Source organism: Lyngbya sp. PCC 8106 (assembly GCF_000169095.1).
In the GTDB taxonomy this organism is placed as follows: domain Bacteria; phylum Cyanobacteriota; class Cyanobacteriia; order Cyanobacteriales; family Microcoleaceae; genus Capilliphycus.
The window spans coordinates 61,148-85,095 of sequence record NZ_AAVU01000017.1 but is presented as its reverse complement, the minus strand read 5'-3'; the positions used below and the strand labels follow the sequence as shown (position 1 = coordinate 85,095).

Genomic DNA, 23,948 nt, shown 5'->3' with positions numbered 1-23,948 from the left:
GAAAGTCTGAGGGAAATTCAACGAATTATGAGTAATCAATTATCAATTCTGAACATTGGATAATTAATAAAAAATAGAGGTCTTTGTACTCGCCTCAATCAATCTCGCGCTTTAGAACTCAGAATTCTACATTTAGAATTTAGTTAAGTCCTGAACAATTTGATGCTCAATCTTCATTTGGGGTCAATCATAGTCAGCAGTTTGATATGGGTCACTCTGGCGACGTTCTGTTATTTTGGTTCAAGCTCAGATTTGAGGCAACAAATCAGTTCACAAAGCTGCTGATCAACTGACTCGTGAGTGTATTCATCATTGGGGTGAGGCAACTGTCCAGGACGCTGAAAGTGAGGCCGTTCATCATTCATATGTCCCCATTTCATATCGACCTGACGGACTAGCTCATAAAGGATAGGGGGATTCTCTACGATTGATTCTAGTAGCCCCAACAAAGCCTGCAATGGATGATCTAGATGTTGACTAACTCGGACTATATCTTGATCAACCCAACGATACAGAATCGCCTGTAATGCCCCGGAATTATCAGACAAATTAGAGTTAATAAAATTATTGATTTCAGTTTTGACTTGCACAAGTTTGGGAACTGGAGATTCTCCTTTCATAAAAGAACCTCCTTCTTGTCTAATGACATCAGCCAGTGTAAATTCTCGACCTCTGAGAAGATCGCGCTTTATGTCTTCCTGTTCTTCCGAGTTGGATTCTGATGAGTTGGGGGTGTCAGAAATCATTGTATTTCAGGGTTTAATTTCGGGTGGTGATCACAGTCTCGACAGGACACTATTAACCTCTGCTCGCAAAACTTATGCAAAAGAGAGTTATGATTAACTATTTATTTATACCCTCAATATAACCGACTTAGACAGAACGCTTCATTGCTTCTAATAAAAGACTTAAAGCCCGATCTTCTTCAGAATTGACTCGACGATCCAATAACGCAATAGCCACAGCTTTTTCAAGTGCGATCGCGGCGACATCAGGCTCTAATCCCTCAACTAAAAGATCCAAAGATTGAGGAATTCTTAAAGCCGATCGAATTCCCGCAACTAACTCAGGCTCTAACTCTAGATTTTCAATAATGGGTAACACGCGATCCCAATCCGTTTCAGACTCAGGTTGCTCGACTTGAATCATATAAGCCAACAAACGTTGTAATTTGACCTGTTGTTTAGGCGAAATTTGATCGTAAGTTAAGCCATTGCTGGAAGGGGTCGAGGGAATATTCGCCTCATTGCCAATATTATCAATAATCTTTTGCCAGTCTGTCGAATCGCAAGTTTGCGGTTTTTTGACTTGTAAAGTCACCTGAATTTGATCGCAATTGCTCTCAAGTTGATTGACCTGTGCTTCTACACCCAAATAACCCAACCATCGGCTAATGGTTTGAACGAGAGTTTGGCGAGTGCTGTTGGAGTTGGCTAACAGACGAATCTGTGTGCGAACCAGTGGACGAACAATTTCTGTAAGCATTCACGAACCCCAATTCATTGCAAAGCTGACTTATCTTTTAGATGATAGCAACGTTCAACTGCGTTCCCTAAATTCGATCACATCTTCTTTAATTGTGACATCGTAGCGGCCAAAGAAATCCTGGCCAAGAAGTCCCAGACCCAAAGCCGGGGCGATCGCTACGGGAAGATTGGACATTGTTGCCCCACCAACGCTAACAGACTCGACTAAACCAATCTCAAATTCAGCATTTCTCTGACTGGGTGTATCTGCTCTGGCTTTGGCGGTGGGAATCACTCCAAGAAGTTCAGCCATAACCGGGGTGATCGCCGTCCCACTCGCACCTGTATCGACTAACATCTCAAAGGTTTGATTTTGATTAAAAATGACTTCAATCACGGGAATTCCCCCTTGACGACGGATGATTTGGGCGCTGTAGACTCCGGGTGTAGCACTCGCAGTCGAAGTCGGATCAAACGTGGAGTCTGGAAAAATGCAGATATTATTCAGACGAACATAGTTTCCCGCTTTATTTTTCAGAAAACAGCCCGGAAGTTCTTGAGCGATCGCCCGGACTCCAGGGACGACGAGAAATCCGCTCATCAAGGCCAAGATCATTAGCCACTGGATCGGTTTAAAGGGTTGATCAGTCTGGAGGACTTGAAGGTTATAAATTGATAATGTTAAGTTTTCATTCATGATGCCGACCTCAACTGTTTTTGAACACTACAAAACTAAAATTGTGAAATTCTGAAGAAAGGATAAAGGGCGTTAGGAGCTGATTCGGCGAATGTAGCGATGAGAGAATAACCCGTAAGCCGATCATAAGACCCCCAATTAAGGGTTCATCTCTATTTTATCAACAGGGTTGAGTCGTTGGTATGGCGTGACTTGAGAAGATCAGAACTTCTGGTGATCAGATCGGAGTCAGAATGAAGCTGAGGTGAGGTAAAAATGACAAACTATCTGTAAGAACACATTTCTGCGCTACAAGGTTTGGGATAATCAACAATGATCACTTCAGTTGTAGGTCGAAAAGTCCATGTCGCTTGTTTCTGCTCAACCCGCCCTACTCGTTCTTGCTGATGGGACCACTTTTCGAGGTTGGTCTTTTGGTGCGTCTGGAACTGTGGTCGGAGAAGTTGTGTTTAATACCGGGATGACTGGGTATCAGGAAGTCTTGACTGATCCGAGTTATTTAGGACAAATCGTTACGTTTACTTATCCGGAGTTGGGAAATACAGGGGTGAATCCCGAAGATGAAGAATCCCAGCGTCCTCAAGTTCGGGGGGCGATTGCTCGTAATATTTGTACTCGTCCGAGTAACTGGCGTTCGACTCAATCTTTGTCTGACTACCTCAAACAGCATCAGATTCCGGGGATTTATGGGATTGATACTCGCGCTCTCACCCGCAAAATTCGCACGGTTGGGGCGATGAATGGGGCGATTTCTACCGAAATTCTTGATCCGGCTGAATTGCGAAGTCAGGTGGAACAAGCTCCCAGTATGGCGGGGTTGAATTTGGTCAAGGAAGTAACCACTAAGACCATGTATGAATGGTCGCAAGCCACGGATCGGATTTGGGAGTTTAGTCCTTCGTTGTCTTCCGGAGAGGCTGTAGAACCTCGTTATACGGTGGTAGCGATTGATTTTGGGATTAAACGAAATATTTTGCGCCGTTTAGCCAGTTATGGATGTCGGGTGGTTGTGGTTCCGGCTGATACTAGCGCTGAGGAGATTCTCAAGTACAATCCAGATGGGATTTTTCTCTCTAATGGCCCCGGAGATCCGGCAACGGTGACTGAGGGGATTGCGACCACTCGCGAACTGCTCAAGTCCAGTAAGCCTGTGTTTGGGATCTGTATGGGACATCAAATTTTAGGCTTGTCTATGGGAGCCGAAACGTTTAAGCTCAAGTTCGGTCATCGAGGGTTAAACCAGCCGGCAGGCTTACAACGACAGGTGGAGATTACCAGCCAAAATCACGGATTTGCGATTAACCCGGATAGTTTGGCCGATGGGGTAGAAATTACTCATCTTAATCTCAATGATCGCACGGTTGCGGGATTGAAGCACAAGAATTTGCCCTTTTTCTCGGTACAATATCACCCGGAAGCGAGTCCTGGCCCTCACGATGCAGATTATTTGTTTGAACAGTTTGTTCAACAGATGGAAAAGTCGAAAAGTCAGTAACTTGGGCGGGACGGGCGCACACGAAGATGGAGTCCAGCAAAATGCTAGACAATTTGACAAAAATAAACTATACTGGATCGGCAATGTACGCACTACTTGAGTTAGGAGGGTGCTATTCCTGAGCAATTAAACTTGACCGTAAGCCTAAGGGGCAATCGCGATGTCAAAGATAAATATCAGTTGTTCCGTCTGACGGGCCTACTCGATGCTTTCTCGGAAGCAACATTCCGAAAGGTTGTGAGTAAGTGTATCGAAGGTGGACCGACAAACATCGTATTGGACTTGTCTCAAATCGATTTTGTAGATAGCTCTGGGCTAGGCGCACTTGTACAGCTTGTCAAGAAGGCTCAGACCGAAGGTGGAACGTTACAGATTGTAACCAACCCTCGTGTTACCCAGACCGTCAAGCTAGTTCGCTTGGAAAAGTTTCTCTCCTTGCAGTCTTCAGTAGAAGCTGCGGTCGAGAATATAGATAAATAAATCCTCATAGTGAACCGAGAGCGCTGTCTATATCTAACAAAAGACTTAAAGATCGGCCAGCTTGCTGTCTGGCTGATGTTTTATGGGAGCTAATGGATCATTCCCCGATCAAACCTGAACAAGTTCAACAACTGTCTCCGGCATCTTGGGCTTATCTGGGAGATGCGGTTTATGAGTTGTACATCCGTCACTTTTATCTCATACCTCCGAAGCGATCGCAACTTTATCACCAGCTTGTTGTTTCTCAAGTTAGAGCAGAGACTCAAGCTCGTCATTTGCGATCGCTTGAACCCTATCTCTCAACAGCAGAATTAGAGGTGGTTCGTCGGGGACGAAATGCGGCGGTTAAAGGCCCAAAACGGATTGATCAGCAAACCTATCAACTCGCAACCAGTCTGGAGACTTTAGTGGGATATCTCTACTTAACTGATCCCGAACGTTTGTCTCAATTACTCGCACAGTTAGACTTGAATAGTGAAAGTTAATCGATTATTAGATCCAGTGGAAGCTGAACAGGGGGATGGTAAAAATGAGTAAAGATTCCCAACGTCCGCAACCGAACTCTCAGGGTCAACGCCATCGACCAAAGCGGAAAATTAATCCAGTGCGATCGCACTCCCCTCAAATTCCTTCGCCTCAATCTGGGTTCGACTCCCCAAACCAAGAGGAGACAGACACTGACTTAATTTATGGTCGTCATACTGTTCTAGCCGCGCTTGAAAATGAGCGATCGCTGAATCGCATTTGGATGGTTCCCCAACTCCAATCCGATAATCGGTTTCAAAAAGGCTTGTCTACTGCCAAGGCAAATGGTACGCTCATTGATAGGGTGAGCAATCAACGTCTCGATCAAATTGCACCGGGAACCAATCATCAAGGTATTGTTGCTCAAGTCTCACCTTATGCGTATAAGGAACTCTCAGAGTTAATTGATCTGGCTAAAGCGGCAAGTTCTGAACCTGTAATCGTGATGGCCGAAGGGTTAACTGATCCCCATAACTTAGGTGCGATTATCCGCACATCAGAAGCGATCGGTGTCTCTGGACTAATTTTACCTCAACGTCGGGCTGTAGGCATTACCTCAACGGTGATGAAAGTAGCCGCAGGTGCATTAGAAACGTTTCCCGTTGCTCGCGTTGTCAATCTCAATCGCGCTCTCGAAGAACTCAAACAAGCTGGTTTTTGGATTTACGGTACATCTGCAACGGCGGATCAACCTTTGTACACGGTTAAGTTTAGCGGCCCTGTAGTCTTAGTTGTGGGGAGTGAAGGTCAAGGTTTAACTCGGTTAATTGAGCAGAGTTGTGATATTTTAGTGTCAATTCCTTTGGTCGGACAGACCCCTAGCCTGAACGTTTCAGTGGCGACAGGAATGGCACTCTATGAGATTTATCGTCAGCGTCGGTCTGGTCAATAATTCTCCAACTCCTTTTTGGTTAAACCGTATAAATAAACTCTGTCTGAGAGTAGAAGATTAAGATAAAGTAACGATGTAAGATCGGCTTCTATGAGGCACTGAAGAAGGGTGTCTGTGGGGAAAAGGTAAACGGGTCGCAAGTCCAACGAAATGATTGAAAAAAGAAATGCGAGACTGGTAACAAAGTGTGAAGACTGATTCGTAAAACTTGAGAGAACATCATTACCAACTTTATCTGCTCGCTGACAGATTTGATCGAGTTGCAAACAAACATTTCTAACATTTGATCAACGGAAAACAGACATGAAAGAACTTTTGATTAACTTGCTCAATTTCTTTGGGTTGGCATTTTGGGTAAAAATCATGACGACAGATCCAGATTGTACTTATTACTTTGGCCCGTTTTTGACCGCCCAAGATGCCCATTTTGCGAAAGTCGGTTATGTAGAAGACATTGAAAGTGAAGGCGTGAACACCTACACAGTTTTCGTGAAACGTGATAAACCGTCTCGCCTAACGGTTGCTGAAGATCTCGAAACAACGACAATCAATCAACGGGTTATTCCTGTTTTTAGTCCTCAATCTTAGCATCGCGAACGGGGAATAGAGAACAAGAGACAGGGTACTGGCTAGAGAATTTCAGTATTTAGCCAGTTTTCAATATCGCCTTGAACCTGTTGCGGAATTTCCCAGGGAAAAAGATGAGCAGTTTGAGGATAACAATAAAACTGAGCATTTTGGAGATGTTGAGCGGTGGCTTGGCTCGACTCGGCGGTAATATGACGATCCGCTTCACCTGCTAACACCAAACAGGGACATTGGATCTGATCGAGATCGGCTTGACGATTGTACCTAGCTCTGAGGGTTTGATTTAAAGCTTGAGTTGCATAACGTGAGGTTTGGAGATAAGCGGGTACGGCTTCCCGAGCGAGATATTGGTAGGCGGTAGGTGTATGCTGTTGAATCAGATATCTAAACAGCGATCGCTTCCCAAAAGTATTAATATTCCAATCCCAACCGGGAATAAACCAGTTAATGATTCCGGCTAAACCTGTATAAATATTATCGAGTAACGTGATCGGAGGATGGCTTCCGCGAGGATAAGCTGCTGTTGCAACCAGGATTAATCCTGTAATTCGTTGAGGAAATTTTAATGCCAGTTCCAGGGCGAGTATTCCCCCTAAAGACCATCCTAAAATGAGACAATGCTGAATATTAAGTTGATCGAGTAAGTTCTCTAAATCAATTAAATGATCTTGCATTTGAAAGCTTTGAGAAACTCGACTTTGACCATATCCGCGTAAGTCAGGTGTTAGGGTTTGAAACCGACGGGATAAATAATCGGTAAAAACCGACATACATTGACGAGAACCCGGATGACCATGAAGACAAAGAATAGGAAATCCTTCGCCTTGAATTTTGACATTAAGCGGTAAAGGTTCCATCGTTCTAGATAATCATTAAAAACAACAATTAAAGATGACCGTTTTGTTGAAGATGATCGGCAATTTTAGAGATAGCTTTACGAATTTCAGGAATCTTACCTGTGTTGTTATCAATCACCGTAATCACATACTGTTCTCCATCAATACTCACGGCTAAAGTTGTACCAATCATACGAGAATTTTGACCTGTTTTTTCACCCAACCATTGAGCGTCTACTAAATCCTCTAAAGCCTGATAACCAATTTCTCGATCATACTGACGATTAAGAGCTTGAATTAAAGCATCAGCATTCGGATATTCGTGATTATAGGTTTTAATCATCATTTCCGTGAGTTCGCTGCTTGTGAGGCGATTTTTACCACTTCCCGGACGTTTTGGCATAATCCGATCCCCCATTAATTTGAATTTAACTTTGGTTTCTTTATAGCCTTGTTTTTCCAGCGTTTGATTAATATAATCTTGACCTAAATAATCAATCAGTTGATTGGTCGCAATATTACTACTATGATCAATCATTTCTCCCATTAATTGATTGAGAGAATAGCTAGTTCTAGCTCGAATTGAGGAAGCATCTTCGGTGAAGTTTCCACCATCGACATAGACTTGTTCTTCGAGACTAATATTTTCTTTAGAAATCTTCTCTAACAGGGCAACAGCAATTGGAACTTTAATCAAACTTGCTGGACTAGCGGGAGGATCTTCACCTCGGAGATGAGCGCAATCTCGGTTAAGATTACAAACACTAATCATCGCGGTTGTTGATAATCGGCTTTCCGTGCGAATATTTTCCAGGAATGACGCTTGAGCGAGTTGAATATCTTGGATTAAGTAAGTTAAGCTCGTCTCATAGTCTTGGATTTTTTGAGATGCTTGAGCAGCAATCAATGAACTTTCAGAAATTTCGTGGAGATTACCGATTGCTTGTTGCCAAAGAACTTTGATTTGTTTTTTGTGAGCGAGGGAATCTGAAGTGTTTGAGTCATCTTTTGTCGCTTCTGTGGCTAAATGAATCGCTTGTTTCCAGTTATCATTTGAGCGCTGTTCGATTAAAATTTGAAGTTCTACATCTTTTAACTTCTGAAATAAGATTTTATCCTGACTCAATGAGGGAGATTCAGATAATAAAGAATTTAAAAAACCCGATTCAGAAGAGTCTTGAACTGGAGTTTCTAATTCCTGAATAATTTGATCGCGTAGTTCAATTAATTCACTTAAAGAACGGGCACCATAAACATCATTGGATGAAGCCCACATTGGTAACGTTTGAGTTAATCCTACACAAAAGGCGATCGCCAAACTACTGATCCCAGTGGTGGCCAAACGAAATAGTCGCGGCATTTAGTTCTCCTCACACAGCCCTCGCACAATACCGTTAATTAAACATCACAACCTAGACTTCTGTAAATGTGGCTGAGTCACATTCGGTATGCTAACGGTTTTCACCCCTGATAGAAGCATCCTATTGTGAGATACTATGAATTAGAGAGAGTCAGCGAAGGCAATTGCGGACTCAATACCTGAGTCTGAGGAAAGTCCGGACTCCCAAAAGACTAAACCTGCTGGATAACGCCCAGTGCGAGTGATCGTGAGGATAGTGCCACAGAAAAATACCGCCAAGAATAGGGAACAGGGGACAGGTTACAGGTTACAGGGAAGACCCCTGAGAGCTGATCACCTAGAACTAATCATCTGTTGTTGGTAAGGGTGCAAAGGTGCGGTAAGAGCGCACCAGCAACGTCGAGAGGCGTTGGCTCGGTAAACCCCAGGTGGGAGCAAGGTCGGAGGAACTAAGGTTGGTCTTTTCCCCGTTCCGGTTTAAGAGGTACCGCTTGAGGTGTTTGGTAACAAACATCCCAGATAGATAATTGCCCTCTTGACTGTATACAGTTGAGAAAACAGAATCCGGCTTATGTCTGGCTCTCTCTTTTTCGGAAAACTCCGAACTAATAATATTTGAGAAAAGTTAAAATGAAAATCGGCTATCCAAACCGCCAACGTCAGTTACAGAAGCTGGTTGAACGTTTGGGACTGTCGGAACAAGACGCCATTCAGTGGCATTTGTTAGATCTGGCCCTAACGCATCCTTCGATCTCAATGGAAGCTAACTATGAGCAGTTAGAATTTGTGGGAGATGCTGTTGTACGACTAGCGGCTTCTGAATTTTTGTGGGAAACTTATCCCAAGCAACCGGTCGGAGAGTTTAGTGCAATTCGCTCTGTGTTAGTTAGCGATCGGTTTTTGGCAGAAATTGCTGAAAGTTATGGCATGGGTCGATATTTGCTGATTGGTGGGAGTGCGGCGCAAGATCGCATGGGTGAACAGTCCCGTCTAGCTGACTGTCTGGAAGCAATATTGGCGGCTTTTTATTTGAGTACCCACAATTTACAACTGATCCATCCTTGGCTGGAACCTCACTTCCAAAAGGGTGCTACCCAGATTTTACGGGATCCCGCCCGTCAAAACTACAAAGCGGCACTGCAAGAGTGGACGCAAAGTCATTACAAAGTTTTACCTGAATATACGGTTACAGAAAGTGGGCCGATGGGCGATGAGGAGCGGTACACGGCGCAAGTTTGGTTTCAAGGTAAACCCGTCGGTGAAGGTCGCGGACGTTCGATTAAGGCAGCAGAACAAGTAGCTGCTCAAGAAGCGTATACAGCTTTGGTGATTTCTCCGAAGAAGCAAAATCTAGATTGATTTGACTGTTGTATTGCGATTACGAACCATTAAGCCCATTATTAAATCTATGACAAATCCGATCAAAATTGCTATTTTTGGGGCGGGTCGTTGGGGAACGCATCTGATTCGCAATTTTAATCAGCATCCTCAAGCCCAACTGGTAGCGATCGCTGATCCTCGTTTTCAACAACTCCAAATGGTGAAGGAACGCTTGAAGTTGGATGAGCGGGTTAAGTTGGAGACGGATTGGTTAAAGGTGATTAACGGTTATGAACTGGATGCGGTTGTGATTGCCACTCCAGCTTCAACTCACTACACTTTGATTTCTGAGGCTCTAGAGCGGGGTTATCATGTTTTTGCTGAAAAACCTCTCACGCTCAAACTCTCGGAGTCACAGAGCCTTTGTAACTTGGCTAAACAGCATAATCGTCAACTGTTTATCGATCATACCTATTTGTTTCACCCGGCGGTTACTCAAGGTCAAGCGGTGATTGAACAAGGACGCTTAGGACAATTGCGGTATGGGTATGCGACGCGAACTCACCTCGAACCGGTGCGACAGGATGTAGATGTGTTGTGGGATTTGGCGATTCACGATATTGGGATTTTTAATACTTGGTTGGGACAAAAACCGATTGAGGTACAAGCGACAGGGACTGTGTGGCTACAACCGGATCGCAGTTTTGATCTCAATAGTCCGAGTTTTCCAGTTTCTAATCGGATTCCAGGGTTGTCTGATTTGGTGATGGCGACGATTCGTTATGAGTCAGGTTTTCAAGCTTTTTTACATTTTTGTTGGTTGAATCCTGATAAACAGCGACGTTTAGCGGTAGTCGGGAGTGAAGGAACGTTGATTTTTGATGAGATGTTAAAAGATCAACCGTTAACTTTGCAGCGAGGGTATTTAGAGACAATTGATCAAGGATGGAAAGCCGCAGGAGTTGAATGTGAAAAAGTGGAGGTTGAACCGAGGGAACCTTTAGCCCAAGTTTGCGATCGCTTTTTAAATTGTGTTCGTCAAAATCAGGTGTGTTCGATTTCTTCAGGTGAAGTGGGAACGGATTTAGTCCGGGTTCTTTGTGGTTTAAGTGAATCTCTCCAACAAGGCGGAAAACCGATTCAACTTTAGTTTAAAATAGATTCCAATCGATAGAAAAGTAAATCCCATTTTCTTGTAAAGTTCGTTCCCGTGAATCAACATCGGTTAGCGGAATCCCCCAGTCAAACTTTAACGTTAGGCGATCGCTGTATTGCCAACGTAAGCCTAAACCAACCGAAAATAATGTTCTAGAGTCGATCTCTAACTCTGAGTTAGCATTCCAAGCCCGACCGAGATCCACAAAGGGAGTCAGTTGTAAAACGCCTTCACCATTGGAGGTTCGCAGCACAGGATAGCGTAACTCTACTGAAGCAAACGCTGCATTATCCCGAAGTAACGAATCCTGACGATATCCTCGCACGGTTTCAAATCCCCCTAGCCCGATCTGTTCGAGGGGAATTAATTCTTCATTTGACAGTTGAATCTCTGATCGTATTAATAATACCGTATCAGGTGCCAATAACCGCAACCACTGCGCCTGTCCTCGCCATGCTAAATATCGACTATCGGGTTCGTCATTATTATTAATGGTGGCATTTAATGCCCCAACTCCTAAGCTAAATTGCGATCGCGCCGCTAACACTTGTTTTGCCCCTCGATGAACATATTCTTGATAAAATCGCATGATCGATAGACGAGTTTCTCCGTTATTTTCTGCGCCTCGTGAAAGGGGAAAACCGACTCCCAAAATTGAGGTATCTGTTTCTCGACGAGTGAGGGCTAAACCTAAAGTGAGTTCTTGTTGGGGGGTTTGAATAATCGGTTGGCGGTAGCGAAATTCATAGGTGTAACTATTGGCTTCAATATTGAGATCTTCAAAGGGTTGTTCAATGACTTGACTATCGGTATAGTTGAAATAAATTCCGACTGTTCCATTGCGAGAATTAATCGGAAAATCATAAGCAATATCAATAATATTACTCCCTTCTGTATTACTATAAACTCCATTCAAGCGATCTCCTTGCCCAAATAAATTCCCTTCGATCACTTCTATTCCTCGCCTAAAAGTGCCGACACTGGGCGGGCGACTATTATCACTAAAAGCTTTAAGTGTAAATGTATCGGCGCTTTGAAACTCAACATTGAGAATACTTTCACCTGGACGAATTCCAGCCGAGAGTTCAGCCGAAATGGTGGCAATTACTGGATTTAGTTGTAGGAGTTGTAGAGCTTCTAAAAGATGATTTTGATTGAGTGGTTTTGAGGTTGCTTTTTTGAGTCGAGAGCGAACATAATTAGAGTTTAAGCGTCCAGTTCCAGTAATATTTAATTCTGAAATTTCGCCTTCAACAATTTGAATTTTGACGACTTCTGCTTCTAAGGTTTGAGGGGGAATTAATGCCCCAGAGGTAATATAACCGTTGCTCACATACAAATCTGTGACCGCAGACCGAGCTTGTAAAAGTTCAGCAAATGTAATCGGACGATTGAGAAAAGATTGAGTGACTGCGGCTAATTCTTGATTAGAAAAGGCGGTATTGCCTTCAAAAATAAATTGTTCAATGACCAGGGTTTGTGATTCTTCTAAATTGGGTTCTGTTGGGGTATAATCGGGGGTTGGAGAGGGCAGAAGTTCCTCGGGAGGGGGGAGGGCAGGAGGGAATTGAGGATAAGAATTTTGAGTCAGTAGTGGGGATGCAGCTAGAAGAGGAGAAGTCATAGACTGTGAAACCCCTGTTGCCCATAAAAAAAGAAATATTATCAACAAATTATATTGATTGGGACTCAATGGATAATCCATATCCTCGCGTTAGTTCTAGAATTAAAATATTGAGTTTATGCACTAAACCGAATAAAAATGCTATTGTATAAGTATAGTTTTTACAAACTTATAAAAACGGTTTGATTAATCAAATTTGTTTCAAACTGGGACAATTCTAATTGACCAATTGACAAGACTATGGTTTGTTAGAGTCAGACTGAATCAAGGGTGCTCAATTCAGTGTTCTGAATTGTTGGAGGACTAAAATTTATGATGCTGATCAGTGATTGTCTACTCAGCGTTAGACAATTTCTAATCGCTCGATTACTCACTCGATGGCTCCCTGTTGGTTTAAGCTTGGCGATTGCTGCTTGTCATGGAATTTCCGCAAATGAAAGCCGAAGTGATTCGTCTTCGGATCTGACAAAAACAACACCACACCCCAATTTTGAGGGAGTCACCCTGACGGTATTGAGCCTGACACCCGGTAATGGGATCACAGAACCAATTATCGATCACGCGGCACAATTTGAAGCCCTCACAGGTGTCGAGATTAAAATGATCACGGCACCGTTTGACCTACTGTATCAAGAAATTTTGAATGATTTCCGGAGAGGTATTCACAATTATGATGTCGTGATTATTCCTCCCCAGTGGAAAGCAGACTACGTTCAGTATGGGTATTTGCAAGACTTAACCAAACGGGTAAAAACTGATTCCGCAATTCAATGGGAGGATATTGCCGTCTTTTTTCGAGAATATTACGCCACTTACGAGGGTAAAGTTTATGCGATTCCCCTCGATGGAGAGGTACTCAGCTTGTACTATCGTAGCGATATTTTAGAACAGCAGGGAGTTATCCCTCCGCAAACTTGGGATCAATATTTAGACTTAGCCCAAAAAATGGACGGCCAAGATCTCAATAATGACGGAGAAGCAGACTACGGTTCTTGTATTGCGAGAACTCTCCAAACAAACTCGCGGATGTTGTGGGCGGTGGCAAGTTCGTTTTTACAAACTCAGGGAACTCAGCAAGGGGCTTTTTTTGACTCGGATACGATGAAACCTCTAGTTAATAACCCTGCTTTTATAGAGGCTTTAGCAATTTATAAAGAAACCGCTACTTACGGGCCAACAAAACCCGGAAATGAAACACTCTCGGCGATGGAAATACGGTCACTATTTCTCTCGGGTCGTTGTGCTTTGACGATTGACTGGGGAAATTTAGGTACTTTAGCAATGAAGTCTAACTCACCGATAAAAAATCAATTTGGAACGGCTATTTTACCCGGAAGTCCTAAAGTTTTAGACCGAGAAACAGGTCAGTTAGTTACCTGTAATCAGTCGATTTGTCCCTATAGCGAAGAAGGGATAAATTATGCACCCTATGCAGCTTTTGGGGGATGGGTAGGAACGGTAAATGGTGCTTTAGAAGGAAAAACTCTGGATACAGCCTATGCTTTTTTGTCCTATATGAGTCAACCTGAACAATCTAATTTAGATGTGATGACGTCATCAACGGGCTTTAATCCCTACAGAATGTCTCAGTTAACTAACCGTCAATCCTGGATAGAAGCGGGTATGAACAAGCAGCTTGCGAGTCGATATCTGAATGCGATTTATATGTCTTTAAATAATCCGAATATTGTCTTAGATTTATCTATTCCTCAATATGAGGTTTATCAACAGGAAATTTTACATCCGATTTTAATGGATGTCTTAAACAATGAAATTTCGTTGTCAGAAGCGATCCTGAAAATCGATTCAAGTTGGGAAGAAAAGACGGATGAATTAGGCCGTGAGAGTCAACGACAGGCTTATTGTCAAAGTTTAAAGATAGAGTGTAATTAGTTAGGGAACAGAGGATAGAAAAGCGCTAGATTTGTTTAGAAAACAAGTGTTGTTAAAACAGAAAATAACGTTGTGCCATGGGTAAACTTTCCGCAGGTTCACAGATTAAAAGTTCACCATCTGCGCGAACTTCGTAGGTTTCGGGATCAACTTCCATCTGGGGTAACGCATCATTGAGTTTCATATCTGCTTTACTTAAATTGCGGGTATTTGTAACTGCAACTGTAGGTTTTTGTAAACCAATTTTTTCACGAATTCCTGCTTCTACAGCCGCCTGAGAAACAAAGGTAAAAGAAGTAGCAGTCATCGCCCCGCCAAAACTGCCAAACATCGGGCGCATATGAACAGGTTGAGGTGTGGGAATACTAGCATTTGCATCGCCCATTTGTGACCAAGCAATGAATCCGCCTTTGATTACCATTTCCGGTTTAACGCCAAAAAAAGCAGGTTTCCATAAACATAAATCTGCTAATTTTCCTTCTTCAACTGAACCCACATAATCGGAAATTCCATGAGTAATTGCGGGATTAATTGTATACTTAGCAATATAACGTTTTGCCCGGAAATTATCATGGTTTTCTTGAGTATTTTCAGGCGAACAAAGTAACCCTCGTTGTACTTTCATTTTATGGGCGGTTTGCCAAGTTCTAATAATTGTTTCTCCCACTCGTCCCATCGCTTGAGAGTCAGAAGCAATCATACTAAAAGCACCTAAATCGTGTAAAATATCTTCTGCGGCAATGGTTTCGCGGCGAATTCTCGACTCTGCAAAAGCAACATCTTCGGGAATATTTCGATCAAGATGATGACAAACCATCAACATATCTAGATGTTCTTCTAGGGTGTTAACGGTGTAAGGACGAGTGGGGTTTGTGGAGGAGGGTAAGACATTTTGTTGACCACAAACTTTGATAATATCGGGGGCGTGTCCACCGCCTGCGCCTTCGGTATGATAAGTATGAATAACGCGATTTTTAAAAGCAGAAATCGTGGCTTCAACAAATCCGGCTTCGTTTAATGTATCGGTATGAATAGCAACTTGAACATCATATTGATCGGCAACATTTAAACAGGTATCAATTGCAGCCGGAGTTGTTCCCCAATCTTCGTGTAATTTTAAGCCCAAAGCACCCGCAACAATTTGTTCAATTAATCCTTCCGGTTTGGCACTATTTCCCTTTCCTAAAAACCCTAAATTGATGGGGAAAGCATCTGCCGCTTGCAACATTCGATGAATATTCCAGGAACCCGGTGTACAAGTGGTGGCATTTGTTCCGGTTGCCGGGCCAGTTCCACCCCCGATCATGGTGGTAATTCCTGATGCAATTGCGGTTTCGATTTGTTGAGGACAAATAAAGTGAATATGGCTATCAATTCCGCCTGCGGTGAGGATCATTCCTTCGCCTGCAATGGCTTCGGTAGCCGGGCCAATAATAATATTAACGTTGTCTTGAATATAGGGATTTCCCGCTTTTCCTATTTTAAAAATTTTGCCGTCTTTGATGCCAATATCGGCTTTAACAATGCCCCAATAATCTAAAATTAAAGCATTGGTAATGACTAGATCAACAGCGCCTTCTTCGCGAGAAATCGGAGACTGTCCCATGCCATCTCGGATAACTTTTCCGCCCCCAAATTTGACTTCATCGCCGTAGGTTGTATAATCTTCTTCGACTTCGATGATTAATTCGGTATCGGCGAGGCGAATGCGATCGCCAACAGTTGGGCCAAATGTTTCTGCGTAGGCGCGACGATCCATTCGATAACTCATAACAAAATTCCCCAATTTATAATTGTAAAGTATAGCGATTTTAGATGAAAATAAATCTCAAAGTTGACCGTTTATTTTAGCGTTCAAGCCATAAACCTGACGACTTCCGGCTAGAGAAACTAACTCAATTTCTCGTTCATCTCCGGGTTCAAACCGAACGGCTGTTCCGGCGGGAATATTGAGTCGCATTCCTTTGGTTTCTTCTCGTTCAAATTCTAGGGCGGTGTTCACCTCATAGAAATGAAAATGAGAACCGACTTGAATGGGACGATCTCCTGTATTCGACACTTTTATTTTTCGGGTAGTTCGACCCAAATTTAGTTCAATTTCGCCTTCTTTTACAAAAATTTCGCCGGGAATCATAAATATTTTCTCTAAGAATATGGGGATAATATTACTATTTTAAACAATCGGATTGTGAACCGTAACAAGCTTTGTACCATCTGGAAAAGTGGCTTCGACTTGTACTTCTTCGACCATTTCCGGTATACCCTCCATCACATCATCACGAGTTAACAAAGTTTTACCATAACTCATTAATTCGGCAACAGTTCGCCCTTCTCTCGCCCCTTCTAAAATCGCCGCAGACAGATAAGCAACAGCTTCAGGATAGTTAAGTTTCAAACCTTTGTCTTTGCGTCTTTCAGCCAGTAATCCAGCCGTGAAAATCAACAATTTGTCTTTTTCTTGAGGCGTTAATTGCATAATTTCTGCACACCTTATTTTGAGTTAAATCTTCCAAACTCTGGGCTGAGTAATGACTCGTCCCTGATAGTTTTGGCGGATGAATTGCCAAATATTCGTAAACCAGTTTATCACCTCTTGGGTTGTATTTCCGCGATAACGACACAAAAAACCCGATAAAAGTTGAGTGACTCCCACTTCTCCTAAAGTGTCGGAGTGATTCCACAATTGTCGAATTTCTTTTAACATTTCTTCAGAAACCGAATGTCCCACCCAAGCCAAAGTTCCGACAATCGCTTGTCCCGCCAAACCGTGAGGACTGGTGAGAATTTCTACATTCGCAGGTAGCCACTGACGATCTATCCACAATGGCTTTCCATTTTGCCAGATTTCGGTACAAGATCGCCATTCTCCTGCGGTAAATTGTTCGCCTCTGGCGGTGCGTCCAAATCGGGTTATTTCCCATCCTAACCAAGTGGCATTTTGAGCGAGTTCAACGTATAAATCTTGGCGATAAATTGCCCCATTAAAAACAATAGTTTCTCGAGGTAAATATTCACAACAAGCCTCTGAATCTACTTGAATGTTAATTGTTTGTTTGGCTTGTTTTCCACTACTGCGATAGATTTTACTCGCTGATGCGGTGGTAATTAGGGCTTGGGTTTGGGGTTGTAAATGAATTTCTTGTAACAGCCGATCTCCTCCGACAATTCCTCCGCCTGTGTGTAAGATTACGTTATGACAAATCTCTTTCCCTTCAGGATAAAAAGAACGTTGAATTTTTAGCGGAGTTTGGCTATAGGTTTCTATTAGTTTCGTTGAATTGTTATCTTTGGCGTATTTCAACCGCAGAATTCCTTGCCATCCCGTTAAGTTTTGATTGTCCATTATCAAGCTTAAATTAAATAAGTAGTAGGGTGCATCAAATTATCAACGTTTTCGGTGTTTGCATCAAGTTAACAGGTTTGATATACCCGACAAATCTTTTCATCAAAAAATCAATCGTAGGGTGCATCAAATAATTAACGCTTTTCCCTCTCCAACAAGATTAACAGGTTTGATGCACCCTACAGAAAGATTAATGGGTTTGAGTTGTTTGATGAATCAAATAATTAACGCTTTTCCCTCTCCAACAAGATTAACAGGTTTGATGCACCCTACAGAAAGATTAATGGGTTTGAGTTGTTTGATGAATCAAATAATTAACGCTTTTCCCTCTCCAACAAGATTAACAGGTTTGATGCACCCTACAGAAAGATTAATGGGTTTGAGTTGTTTGATGAATCAAATAATTAACGCTTTTCCCTCTCCAACAAGATTAACAGGTTTGATGCACCCGACAGAAAGATTAATGGGTTTGAGTTGTTTGATGAATCAAATGATTAACGCTTTTCCCTCTCCAACAAGATTAACAGGTTTGATGCACCCGACAGAAAGATTAATGGGTTTGAGTTGTTTGATGAATCAAATAATTAACGCTTTTCCCTCTCCAACAAGATTAACAGGTTTGATGCACCCTACCGATCTTTTAACCCCAAAATGAATAAGGTAGATTAAAGCTTTAACCTACCTCTATAATATTATTTCTAATTTATTGAAGTTTAGGCAACAGAAGATACTGGCTCAATAATAACTGTTATTGTTCCATATACTGTAACTACTATGGTAACTCGATGAGATAAGTCATTGAACGCTTGAGATACTATTGAAGCCGTAGCACCAACTCCCGCACCTATTCCAGCCGCAGGGAGAGCAGTAATACCTCCGAAAAAAGTTCCTACTGTACCTCCGATACCTGCTCCTATAGCTGTCCATATCATAAAGTTTAGTGCGTTGTTATCTAGCCATCCAGATGCAATTAAGTTAGACTTACCAGCCAATCCAGGAATAGCACCTGGAAGTGCGCCTGTAAGACCTCCTCCCATTACTGCTGCACCAGCACCAGGCAATAATGCCCCTACCACTCCCATAGATGAATTTGAAGGATCGACCTTAACAATCTTTTTTAAATCTTTTGGAAACTCTTCATAACTTTTAAAATCAGTTTGAATTACAATAGGTTCGTTTGACTTCAAAGCGTCATATAGCTTCTGATAAAATTCTATTGAGTTTGAAAAGGGGATTTTATAGACTGCTTGAGAGTTTTCAGTAGTAATAACTGGACTCGCATAAACTGGACTGCTGAATACTAAACTCTGAAATAGAAGTGTGATGCTAATTAACCCTACAATAAGTCGCTTCAACATGAGTGTTTATCCTTGGCGTTCTTCAGCCTGAGTAGATTTGATTCCAGCTTAAGCTGAAGCCAACTGGAAAAGCTACAGTGGAAATACGGAACTTTTAAAAAATTTTTTCTCAGTGAAAATACTGAAGTTGTAGGGTGCATCAAATAATTAACGCTTTTCCCTCTCCAACAAGATTAACAGGTTTGATGCACCCGACAGAAAGATTAATGGGTTTGAGTTGTTTGATGAATCAAATGATTAACGCTTTTCCCTCTCCAACAAGATTAACAGGTTTGATGCACCCGACAGAAAGATTAATGGGTTTGAGTTGTTTGATGAATCAAATAATTAACGTTTTTGGTTTTTGCATCAAGTTAACAGGTTTGATGCACCCGACAGAAAGATTAATGGGTTTGAGTTGTTTGATGAATCAAATAATTAACGCTTTTCCCTCTCCAACAAGATTAACAGGTTTGATGCACCCGACAGAAAGATTAATGGGTTTGAGTTGTTTGATGAATCAAATAATTAACGCTTTTCCCTCTCCAACAAGATTAACAAGTTTGATGCACCCGACAGAAAGATTAATGGGTTTGAGTTGTTTGATGAATCAAATAATTAACGTTTTTGGTTTTTGCATCAAGTTAACAAGTTTGATGCACCCTACCGATAATTTAATGAGTTTGAGTTGTTTGATAAACCCGACAGAGTGTTCAAAATATAAATTAAAATTAAATCAAATTATTTTGAATAAACTCCTGTACATCTTCTAAACCTTGCTGAGTTTTTAAATTCGTAAATACAAAGGGTTTATCCCCTCGCATTTTTTTTGCATCTCGTTCCATAATGTTTAAATCTGCCCCAACAAACGGGGCTAGGTCTATTTTATTAATCACCAATAAATCGGATTTAGTAATTCCGGGGCCACCTTTTCGGGGTATTTTATCCCCTGCGGCGACATCAATAACATAAATCGCCAAATCAACTAATTCCGGGCTAAAGGTTGCTGCTAAATTATCACCACCACTTTCGAGAAAGACAATATCAAGATTCTCAAATCTTAACTCTAAATCTTCTATCGCGGCGAGGTTTATCGAGGCATCTTCTCGAATAGCAGTGTGAGGACAACCGCCTGTTTCTACGCCTAATATTCGGTCGGTTTCTAAGGCTTGGGAACGAACTAAAAATTGGGCATCTTCTTGGGTGTAAATATCGTTGGTAACAACGGCAATTTGATAATGATCTCGCATCGACTTACACAACACATCAAGAAGGGCAGTTTTCCCTGAACCCACTGGCCCTGCTATGCCAATTCTAAAGGCTGTCATGGTTTGTTTTTCCTAATTTTATTGGGTATTTTTTCTGAATTATATCAGTTTAAGCCCCCAGATTTGGGGGTTTAGGGGTCATGCAGTTGGAACCGACAATACTAACTTCTAAACAAACGAGTATATTGGGTTTCATGCTGCATACTCGCCAGCCCTAAACCCCAACTACAACTTACCAAGTCGTCATCTTCTAACATAAAAATTTCTTCGCTGGCTTTGATGATTTCGGGATGAAGTTTTAGGAGGAGTTTTTGACCGTGTGTTTGACCGATAGGAATGAGTTTAACTCCAGCATTAATCAGGTTTGTTACCCAACTATGTAGATATCCAAGTAACGCATTTTTTTGTTCCATTTGCCAATAACCCGCCCCCAAACCAAAAGCAATTGCATAATTACAAGGTTTGCCAATAATTGCTGCACAAGTTTCGAGTTTGAAAATATCTGATTGAGTTGAAGAAGGCTTTTGAATTCCTTCTAACTCTAATAATAACTTCATTAAACTGTTGCCCATTTGCCAGCTTTGTTTTCGCAATTCAGAACTTTCTCGGACTGCACTTAACCATTGATTCCAGTCGGTCAAGCCCATTAATTCATCGACAACAAAACATCGATATGCCCTCAGCATAATAGCAGTGTCTAGTTTAACTGAACCATATTGTATCTCTTGAATTAGCCAAGATTCTAAACTGTTTTCATCGGTAATTATTTCATTGTCAATTAAAGTTTCTAAACCTTCTGAATAACTATAAGCGCCTAAAGGTAAAGCTGGACTCGCGAGTTGTAAAAGATTGAGAATCAAGGTACTATTCTCCTAAATTCAAGCTAATGATGATGTCCATAGGCTCCTTTTTCGGGATAAAAGGGCGCAACTTCTGCAAGAATTTCTAAGCCCAATTTGACCAACATTGACTCTAACACAGAATCCGGTGATAATCTTAAATATGTTGAGGTAATTTCTAAAGGAACATGACGATTTCCGAGATGATAAGCCGCCCGAATTAAATCTAGTTGAGTATTCGCTTTGACGGTAATCACAGGTTCAGGTTGAGCGACGATTTTAGCAATATATTCTTGAGTTTCAGACTGCAATAAAGATCCATCTTCTAAGACCGTTCCTCGCGGTAAATTCAAATAGACTTTTTGACTCGATGACAACTCAATTTTTTGACGACTGCGATAACGTTGTTCGGCTGTTAACGGGATGATAAAATCGATATTAGGGTTGGTATTTGGTTGGAAATATTGAGTAAAAATAATGATCATAGAAAGAATCATCAATTTGGTAAAGTTAGGTTTATTTTTGTAGCCGAAATCGTTTGACTCATGAGTTGACTCTGTATCTTTTGATTTAATTATGGTATAAAGCTTGAATAAATAACCACTAAAGATGGTAACGTATACCTAAGTAATCTAAACTTAGTAATCTGCCCACTCTGCGATCGCTCCTATGCCAAGCTTTTTACTCGAAGTCGGTACTGAAGAACTTCCCGCCCCCTTTGTCGAACAAGCCCTCCAACAGTGGCGACGCCTCATTCCGACCACGCTAGAGGAACAATTTCTCCAGTCGGAGTCCATCGATGTTTACGGCACCCCTCGACGGTTGGCGGTGGTGATACGGGGACTCCCGCAGCAGCAAGCAGACCGTGATGAAGAAATCAAAGGCCCACCTGCATCGGCAGCTTTTAAGAATGATCAACCCACAAAAGCAGCAGTTGGGTTTGCAAAAAAGCAAGGGGTTGAACTTGATGAGTTGGAAATTCGCCCCACAGAAAAAGGGGATTTTGTATTTGTTCAAAAGAAAATTGCAGGTCGTCCAACGGCTGATATTTTAACAGAATTAATTCCCCAATGGATTACAAAATTAGAAGGAAAACGGTTCATGCGTTGGGGAGATGGAGAGTTGAAATTTCCTCGACCTATTCGTTGGTTAGTGGTGTTGTTGGATGACAAAATTTTACCTGTTACTTTGGTTAGTGGTTCGGACAAAGTTGAAAGTAATCGCATCTCTCAAGGACATCGAGTTTTGCATCCTGAAGCGATAGAAATATCCACCGCAACTGATTATTTAGACTCTCTACGTCAAGGGTTTATTGAAGTTGACCCCGAACAGCGTAAAACAACAATTGAAGCCGAAATTAAAACGGCATCTAAAAGCATCGGTGGAAACGCAGAAATTCCTGACGAATTGTTAGCAGAAGTGATTAATTTAGTTGAATGGCCGACGGCAGTTGTAGGGAAATTTGAAGATGAATTTTTGAATTTACCGCCAGAAGTGATTAAAACCGTAATGGTTACACATCAACGCTATTTCCCAGTGTTAGAAACTGCTAAATCTGTTCAATCCCCGCTCAAGTCTTATTTTATCACAATATCCAATGGAGATCCAGCTAAATCTAATATTATTGCTGCCGGAAATGAGCGAGTTATTCGGGCGAGATTAGCCGATGGTCAGTTTTTCTATAAATCCGATTTAAAGCAACCCTTAGAAGCTTATTTACCCAACTTAGAAACGGTAACATTTCAGGAAAAATTAGGGTCAGTTCGAGATAAAGTTAACCGCATCGGTCAAGTTGCAGATTTGATTAGCCAACAACTCCAAGTCAGCCCAACTGAACACACTCAAATTCAACGGTCAGCTTTACTCTGTAAGGCGGATTTAGTCACACAAATGGTCTATGAATTCCCGGAATTACAAGGGATTATGGGTGAAAAATATGCCCGTGAATGTGGCGAACCGGATGCTGTAGCCACGGCAATTTTTGAACATTATTTACCGCGTGGGGCAACGGATAGTTTACCTCAAACTTTGGTCGGTCAAGTTGTAGGTTTAGCCGATAGATTGGATACTTTAGTCAGTATTTTTGGCTTGGGCATGATTCCATCTGGTTCTTCTGATCCCTTTGCGTTGCGTCGGGCAGCGAATGCAGTGGTTAATATTACTTGGGAGGCAAATCTAACGATTAATTTACATCAACTTCTCGAACAGTTAGTGGCTGAGTTCACTCGAAATTATGACAAAGTAATTCCTGATTTGTTGTCACAGCTTTATGAATTTTTCTTACAACGAATTAGAACGCTCTTGCAAGATGAGAAGAACATCGATTATGATTTAGTGAATGCCGTTTTAGGAGAAGATGATCCCGAATATACAGAACGAGCGTTAAAAGATTTGTTGGATGTGCGTGAACGGGCGACTTTCTTGCAAACAATTCGCCAAGATAGTAGCTTAGATCAAATCTATGAAACGGTCAACCGTTCAACTCGTTTAGCGAAACAAGGTGATTTAGATACAGTTCAATTACAACCGAAAAAACTTGTTAATCCTAAATTGTTTGCAAAATCATCAGAAGAACAATTTTATCAAGCGTTAATTGCGTTAGTTCCGAAAACAGAAGCCGCCCAAAAAACTCGAAATTACCGACAGTTAGTTGATGCTTTAGCGGAAATTGCCCCAACCGTTAGTACCTTTTTTGATGGGCCAGAAAGTGTATTAGTGATGGATGAAAATCCAGAAATTCAACACAATCGTTTAAATTTGTTAGGACTGTTGCGAAATCATGCTAGAGTTTTAGCGGATTTTGGGGCAATTGTTAAGAGTTAAATCCAG

The 23,948-nt window shown here is 41.8% G+C and carries 25 protein-coding genes and 1 other RNA gene; 12 read left to right on the top strand and 14 right to left on the bottom strand.

The window, feature by feature from the left end; translation table 11 throughout:
- Positions 1–230 precede the first annotated feature (230 nt).
- The 3 genes from L8106_RS13325 to L8106_RS13315 all read right to left on the bottom strand — a co-directional run bounded on the left by L8106_RS13325 (position 231) and on the right by L8106_RS13315 (position 2,163).
- Positions 231–746 carry a hypothetical protein gene (locus L8106_RS13325; protein WP_009784842.1) on the bottom strand — a complete coding sequence of 172 codons (516 nt, stop codon included), beginning with the start codon at positions 744–746 and terminating at the stop codon, positions 231–233.
- 127 nt (positions 747–873) lie between these two features.
- A complete protein-coding gene (locus L8106_RS13320) occupies positions 874–1,485 on the bottom strand; it encodes a hypothetical protein (RefSeq protein WP_009784841.1) in 612 nt (203 codons plus the stop codon).
- A gap of 54 nt (positions 1,486–1,539) precedes the next feature.
- A complete protein-coding gene (locus L8106_RS13315; protein ID WP_009784840.1) occupies positions 1,540–2,163 on the bottom strand; it encodes a TIGR02281 family clan AA aspartic protease in 624 nt (207 codons plus the stop codon).
- A 343-nt stretch (positions 2,164–2,506) separates the two neighbouring features.
- On the opposite strand from L8106_RS13315, the gene carA reads away from it, so the two are divergent.
- From carA to L8106_RS13290, 5 genes are all read left to right on the top strand, one after another.
- Positions 2,507–3,658, top strand: coding sequence for a glutamine-hydrolyzing carbamoyl-phosphate synthase small subunit (gene carA / locus L8106_RS13310; protein WP_009784839.1), 1,152 nt, complete (start codon positions 2,507–2,509; stop codon positions 3,656–3,658).
- 132 nt (positions 3,659–3,790) lie between these two features.
- Entirely contained in the window at positions 3,791–4,138 is a 348-nt protein-coding gene (locus L8106_RS13305) for an STAS domain-containing protein (RefSeq protein ID WP_009784838.1), read from the top strand.
- A gap of 92 nt (positions 4,139–4,230) precedes the next feature.
- Positions 4,231–4,623, top strand: coding sequence for a Mini-ribonuclease 3 (locus L8106_RS13300; RefSeq protein ID WP_009784837.1), 393 nt, complete (start codon positions 4,231–4,233; stop codon positions 4,621–4,623).
- A 44-nt stretch (positions 4,624–4,667) separates the two neighbouring features.
- The gene (gene rlmB, locus L8106_RS13295) at positions 4,668–5,555 is read left to right on the top strand and encodes a 23S rRNA (guanosine(2251)-2'-O)-methyltransferase RlmB (protein ID WP_009784836.1); all 888 of its coding nucleotides are present in this window, start codon (positions 4,668–4,670) and stop codon (positions 5,553–5,555) included.
- A 303-nt stretch (positions 5,556–5,858) separates the two neighbouring features.
- Positions 5,859–6,143 (top strand): DUF1816 domain-containing protein, encoded by a 285-nt coding sequence (locus L8106_RS13290; protein WP_009784835.1) that lies wholly within the window; start codon positions 5,859–5,861, stop codon positions 6,141–6,143.
- Between the two features lie 41 nt (positions 6,144–6,184).
- Here L8106_RS13290 and L8106_RS13285 read toward each other — a convergent pair whose 3' ends face one another.
- Complete coding sequence (locus tag L8106_RS13285) at positions 6,185–7,000, bottom strand: alpha/beta fold hydrolase (RefSeq protein WP_009784834.1); 816 nt, start codon at positions 6,998–7,000, stop codon at positions 6,185–6,187.
- A gap of 28 nt (positions 7,001–7,028) precedes the next feature.
- Positions 7,029–8,339 carry a serine hydrolase gene (locus tag L8106_RS13280; protein WP_009784833.1) on the bottom strand — a complete coding sequence of 437 codons (1,311 nt, stop codon included), beginning with the start codon at positions 8,337–8,339 and terminating at the stop codon, positions 7,029–7,031.
- Positions 8,340–8,486: 147 nt separating this feature from the next.
- Here L8106_RS13280 and rnpB point away from each other — a divergent pair.
- The 3 genes from rnpB to L8106_RS13270 all read left to right on the top strand — a co-directional run bounded on the left by rnpB (position 8,487) and on the right by L8106_RS13270 (position 10,809).
- An RNA gene (gene rnpB, locus L8106_RS29605) (RNase P RNA component class A) lies at positions 8,487–8,926 on the top strand.
- Positions 8,927–8,969: 43 nt separating this feature from the next.
- Positions 8,970–9,698 (top strand): ribonuclease III, encoded by a 729-nt coding sequence (gene rnc / locus L8106_RS13275; RefSeq protein WP_009784832.1) that lies wholly within the window; start codon positions 8,970–8,972, stop codon positions 9,696–9,698.
- A 49-nt stretch (positions 9,699–9,747) separates the two neighbouring features.
- Positions 9,748–10,809 (top strand): Gfo/Idh/MocA family protein, encoded by a 1,062-nt coding sequence (locus L8106_RS13270; RefSeq protein ID WP_009784831.1) that lies wholly within the window; start codon positions 9,748–9,750, stop codon positions 10,807–10,809.
- A gap of 1 nt (position 10,810) precedes the next feature.
- On the opposite strand, the gene L8106_RS13265 is transcribed toward L8106_RS13270, so the two are convergent.
- Positions 10,811–12,439: a ShlB/FhaC/HecB family hemolysin secretion/activation protein gene (locus L8106_RS13265; protein WP_009784830.1), complete on the bottom strand. Its 1,629-nt coding sequence runs from the start codon at positions 12,437–12,439 to the stop codon at positions 10,811–10,813.
- 312 nt (positions 12,440–12,751) lie between these two features.
- Here L8106_RS13265 and L8106_RS13260 point away from each other — a divergent pair, with 312 nt between their 5' ends.
- The gene (locus L8106_RS13260; RefSeq protein ID WP_009784829.1) at positions 12,752–14,332 is read left to right on the top strand and encodes an ABC transporter substrate-binding protein; all 1,581 of its coding nucleotides are present in this window, start codon (positions 12,752–12,754) and stop codon (positions 14,330–14,332) included.
- A gap of 52 nt (positions 14,333–14,384) precedes the next feature.
- Here the strand turns inward: L8106_RS13260 and ureC are convergent, their stop codons facing one another.
- The 4 genes from ureC to L8106_RS13240 are packed head-to-tail and all read right to left on the bottom strand — an operon-like array spanning position 14,385 to position 17,675.
- Positions 14,385–16,103, bottom strand: coding sequence for an urease subunit alpha (ureC, locus tag L8106_RS13255; protein WP_009784828.1), 1,719 nt, complete (start codon positions 16,101–16,103; stop codon positions 14,385–14,387).
- A gap of 57 nt (positions 16,104–16,160) precedes the next feature.
- A complete protein-coding gene (locus tag L8106_RS13250) occupies positions 16,161–16,466 on the bottom strand; it encodes an urease subunit beta (protein ID WP_009784827.1) in 306 nt (101 codons plus the stop codon).
- A 39-nt stretch (positions 16,467–16,505) separates the two neighbouring features.
- Entirely contained in the window at positions 16,506–16,808 is a 303-nt protein-coding gene (gene ureA, locus L8106_RS13245) for an urease subunit gamma (RefSeq protein WP_009784826.1), read from the bottom strand.
- Positions 16,809–16,832: 24 nt separating this feature from the next.
- A complete protein-coding gene (locus L8106_RS13240) occupies positions 16,833–17,675 on the bottom strand; it encodes an urease accessory protein UreD (protein WP_009784825.1) in 843 nt (280 codons plus the stop codon).
- A gap of 211 nt (positions 17,676–17,886) precedes the next feature.
- Here L8106_RS13240 and L8106_RS13235 point away from each other — a divergent pair, with 211 nt between their 5' ends.
- Positions 17,887–18,330 (top strand): hypothetical protein, encoded by a 444-nt coding sequence (locus L8106_RS13235; protein WP_198012939.1) that lies wholly within the window; start codon positions 17,887–17,889, stop codon positions 18,328–18,330.
- Between the two features lie 58 nt (positions 18,331–18,388).
- On the opposite strand, the gene L8106_RS13230 is transcribed toward L8106_RS13235, so the two are convergent.
- Positions 18,389–19,033 carry a hypothetical protein gene (locus L8106_RS13230; protein WP_009784823.1) on the bottom strand — a complete coding sequence of 215 codons (645 nt, stop codon included), beginning with the start codon at positions 19,031–19,033 and terminating at the stop codon, positions 18,389–18,391.
- Positions 19,034–19,167: 134 nt separating this feature from the next.
- Between L8106_RS13230 and L8106_RS32165 the strand changes: the two genes are divergently transcribed.
- The gene (locus L8106_RS32165; RefSeq protein ID WP_039896234.1) at positions 19,168–19,785 is read left to right on the top strand and encodes a hypothetical protein; all 618 of its coding nucleotides are present in this window, start codon (positions 19,168–19,170) and stop codon (positions 19,783–19,785) included.
- On the opposite strand, the gene ureG is transcribed toward L8106_RS32165, so the two are convergent.
- The 3 genes from ureG to ureE form a co-directional block, all read right to left on the bottom strand.
- On the bottom strand, positions 19,744–20,340 hold the full coding sequence (ureG, locus tag L8106_RS13220) for an urease accessory protein UreG (protein WP_009784821.1): 597 nt from the start codon (positions 20,338–20,340) through the stop codon (positions 19,744–19,746). The genes L8106_RS32165 and ureG overlap by 42 nt on opposite strands.
- Before the next feature lie 101 nt (positions 20,341–20,441).
- A complete protein-coding gene (locus tag L8106_RS13215) occupies positions 20,442–21,140 on the bottom strand; it encodes an urease accessory protein UreF (protein WP_009784820.1) in 699 nt (232 codons plus the stop codon).
- A 23-nt stretch (positions 21,141–21,163) separates the two neighbouring features.
- On the bottom strand, positions 21,164–21,604 hold the full coding sequence (gene ureE / locus L8106_RS13210; protein WP_009784819.1) for an urease accessory protein UreE: 441 nt from the start codon (positions 21,602–21,604) through the stop codon (positions 21,164–21,166).
- Between the two features lie 184 nt (positions 21,605–21,788).
- On the opposite strand from ureE, the gene glyS reads away from it, so the two are divergent.
- Positions 21,789–23,942, top strand: a complete 2,154-nt coding sequence (gene glyS / locus L8106_RS13205; RefSeq protein ID WP_009784818.1) for a glycine--tRNA ligase subunit beta — start codon at positions 21,789–21,791, stop codon at positions 23,940–23,942.
- Positions 23,943–23,948: the final 6 nt, after the last annotated feature.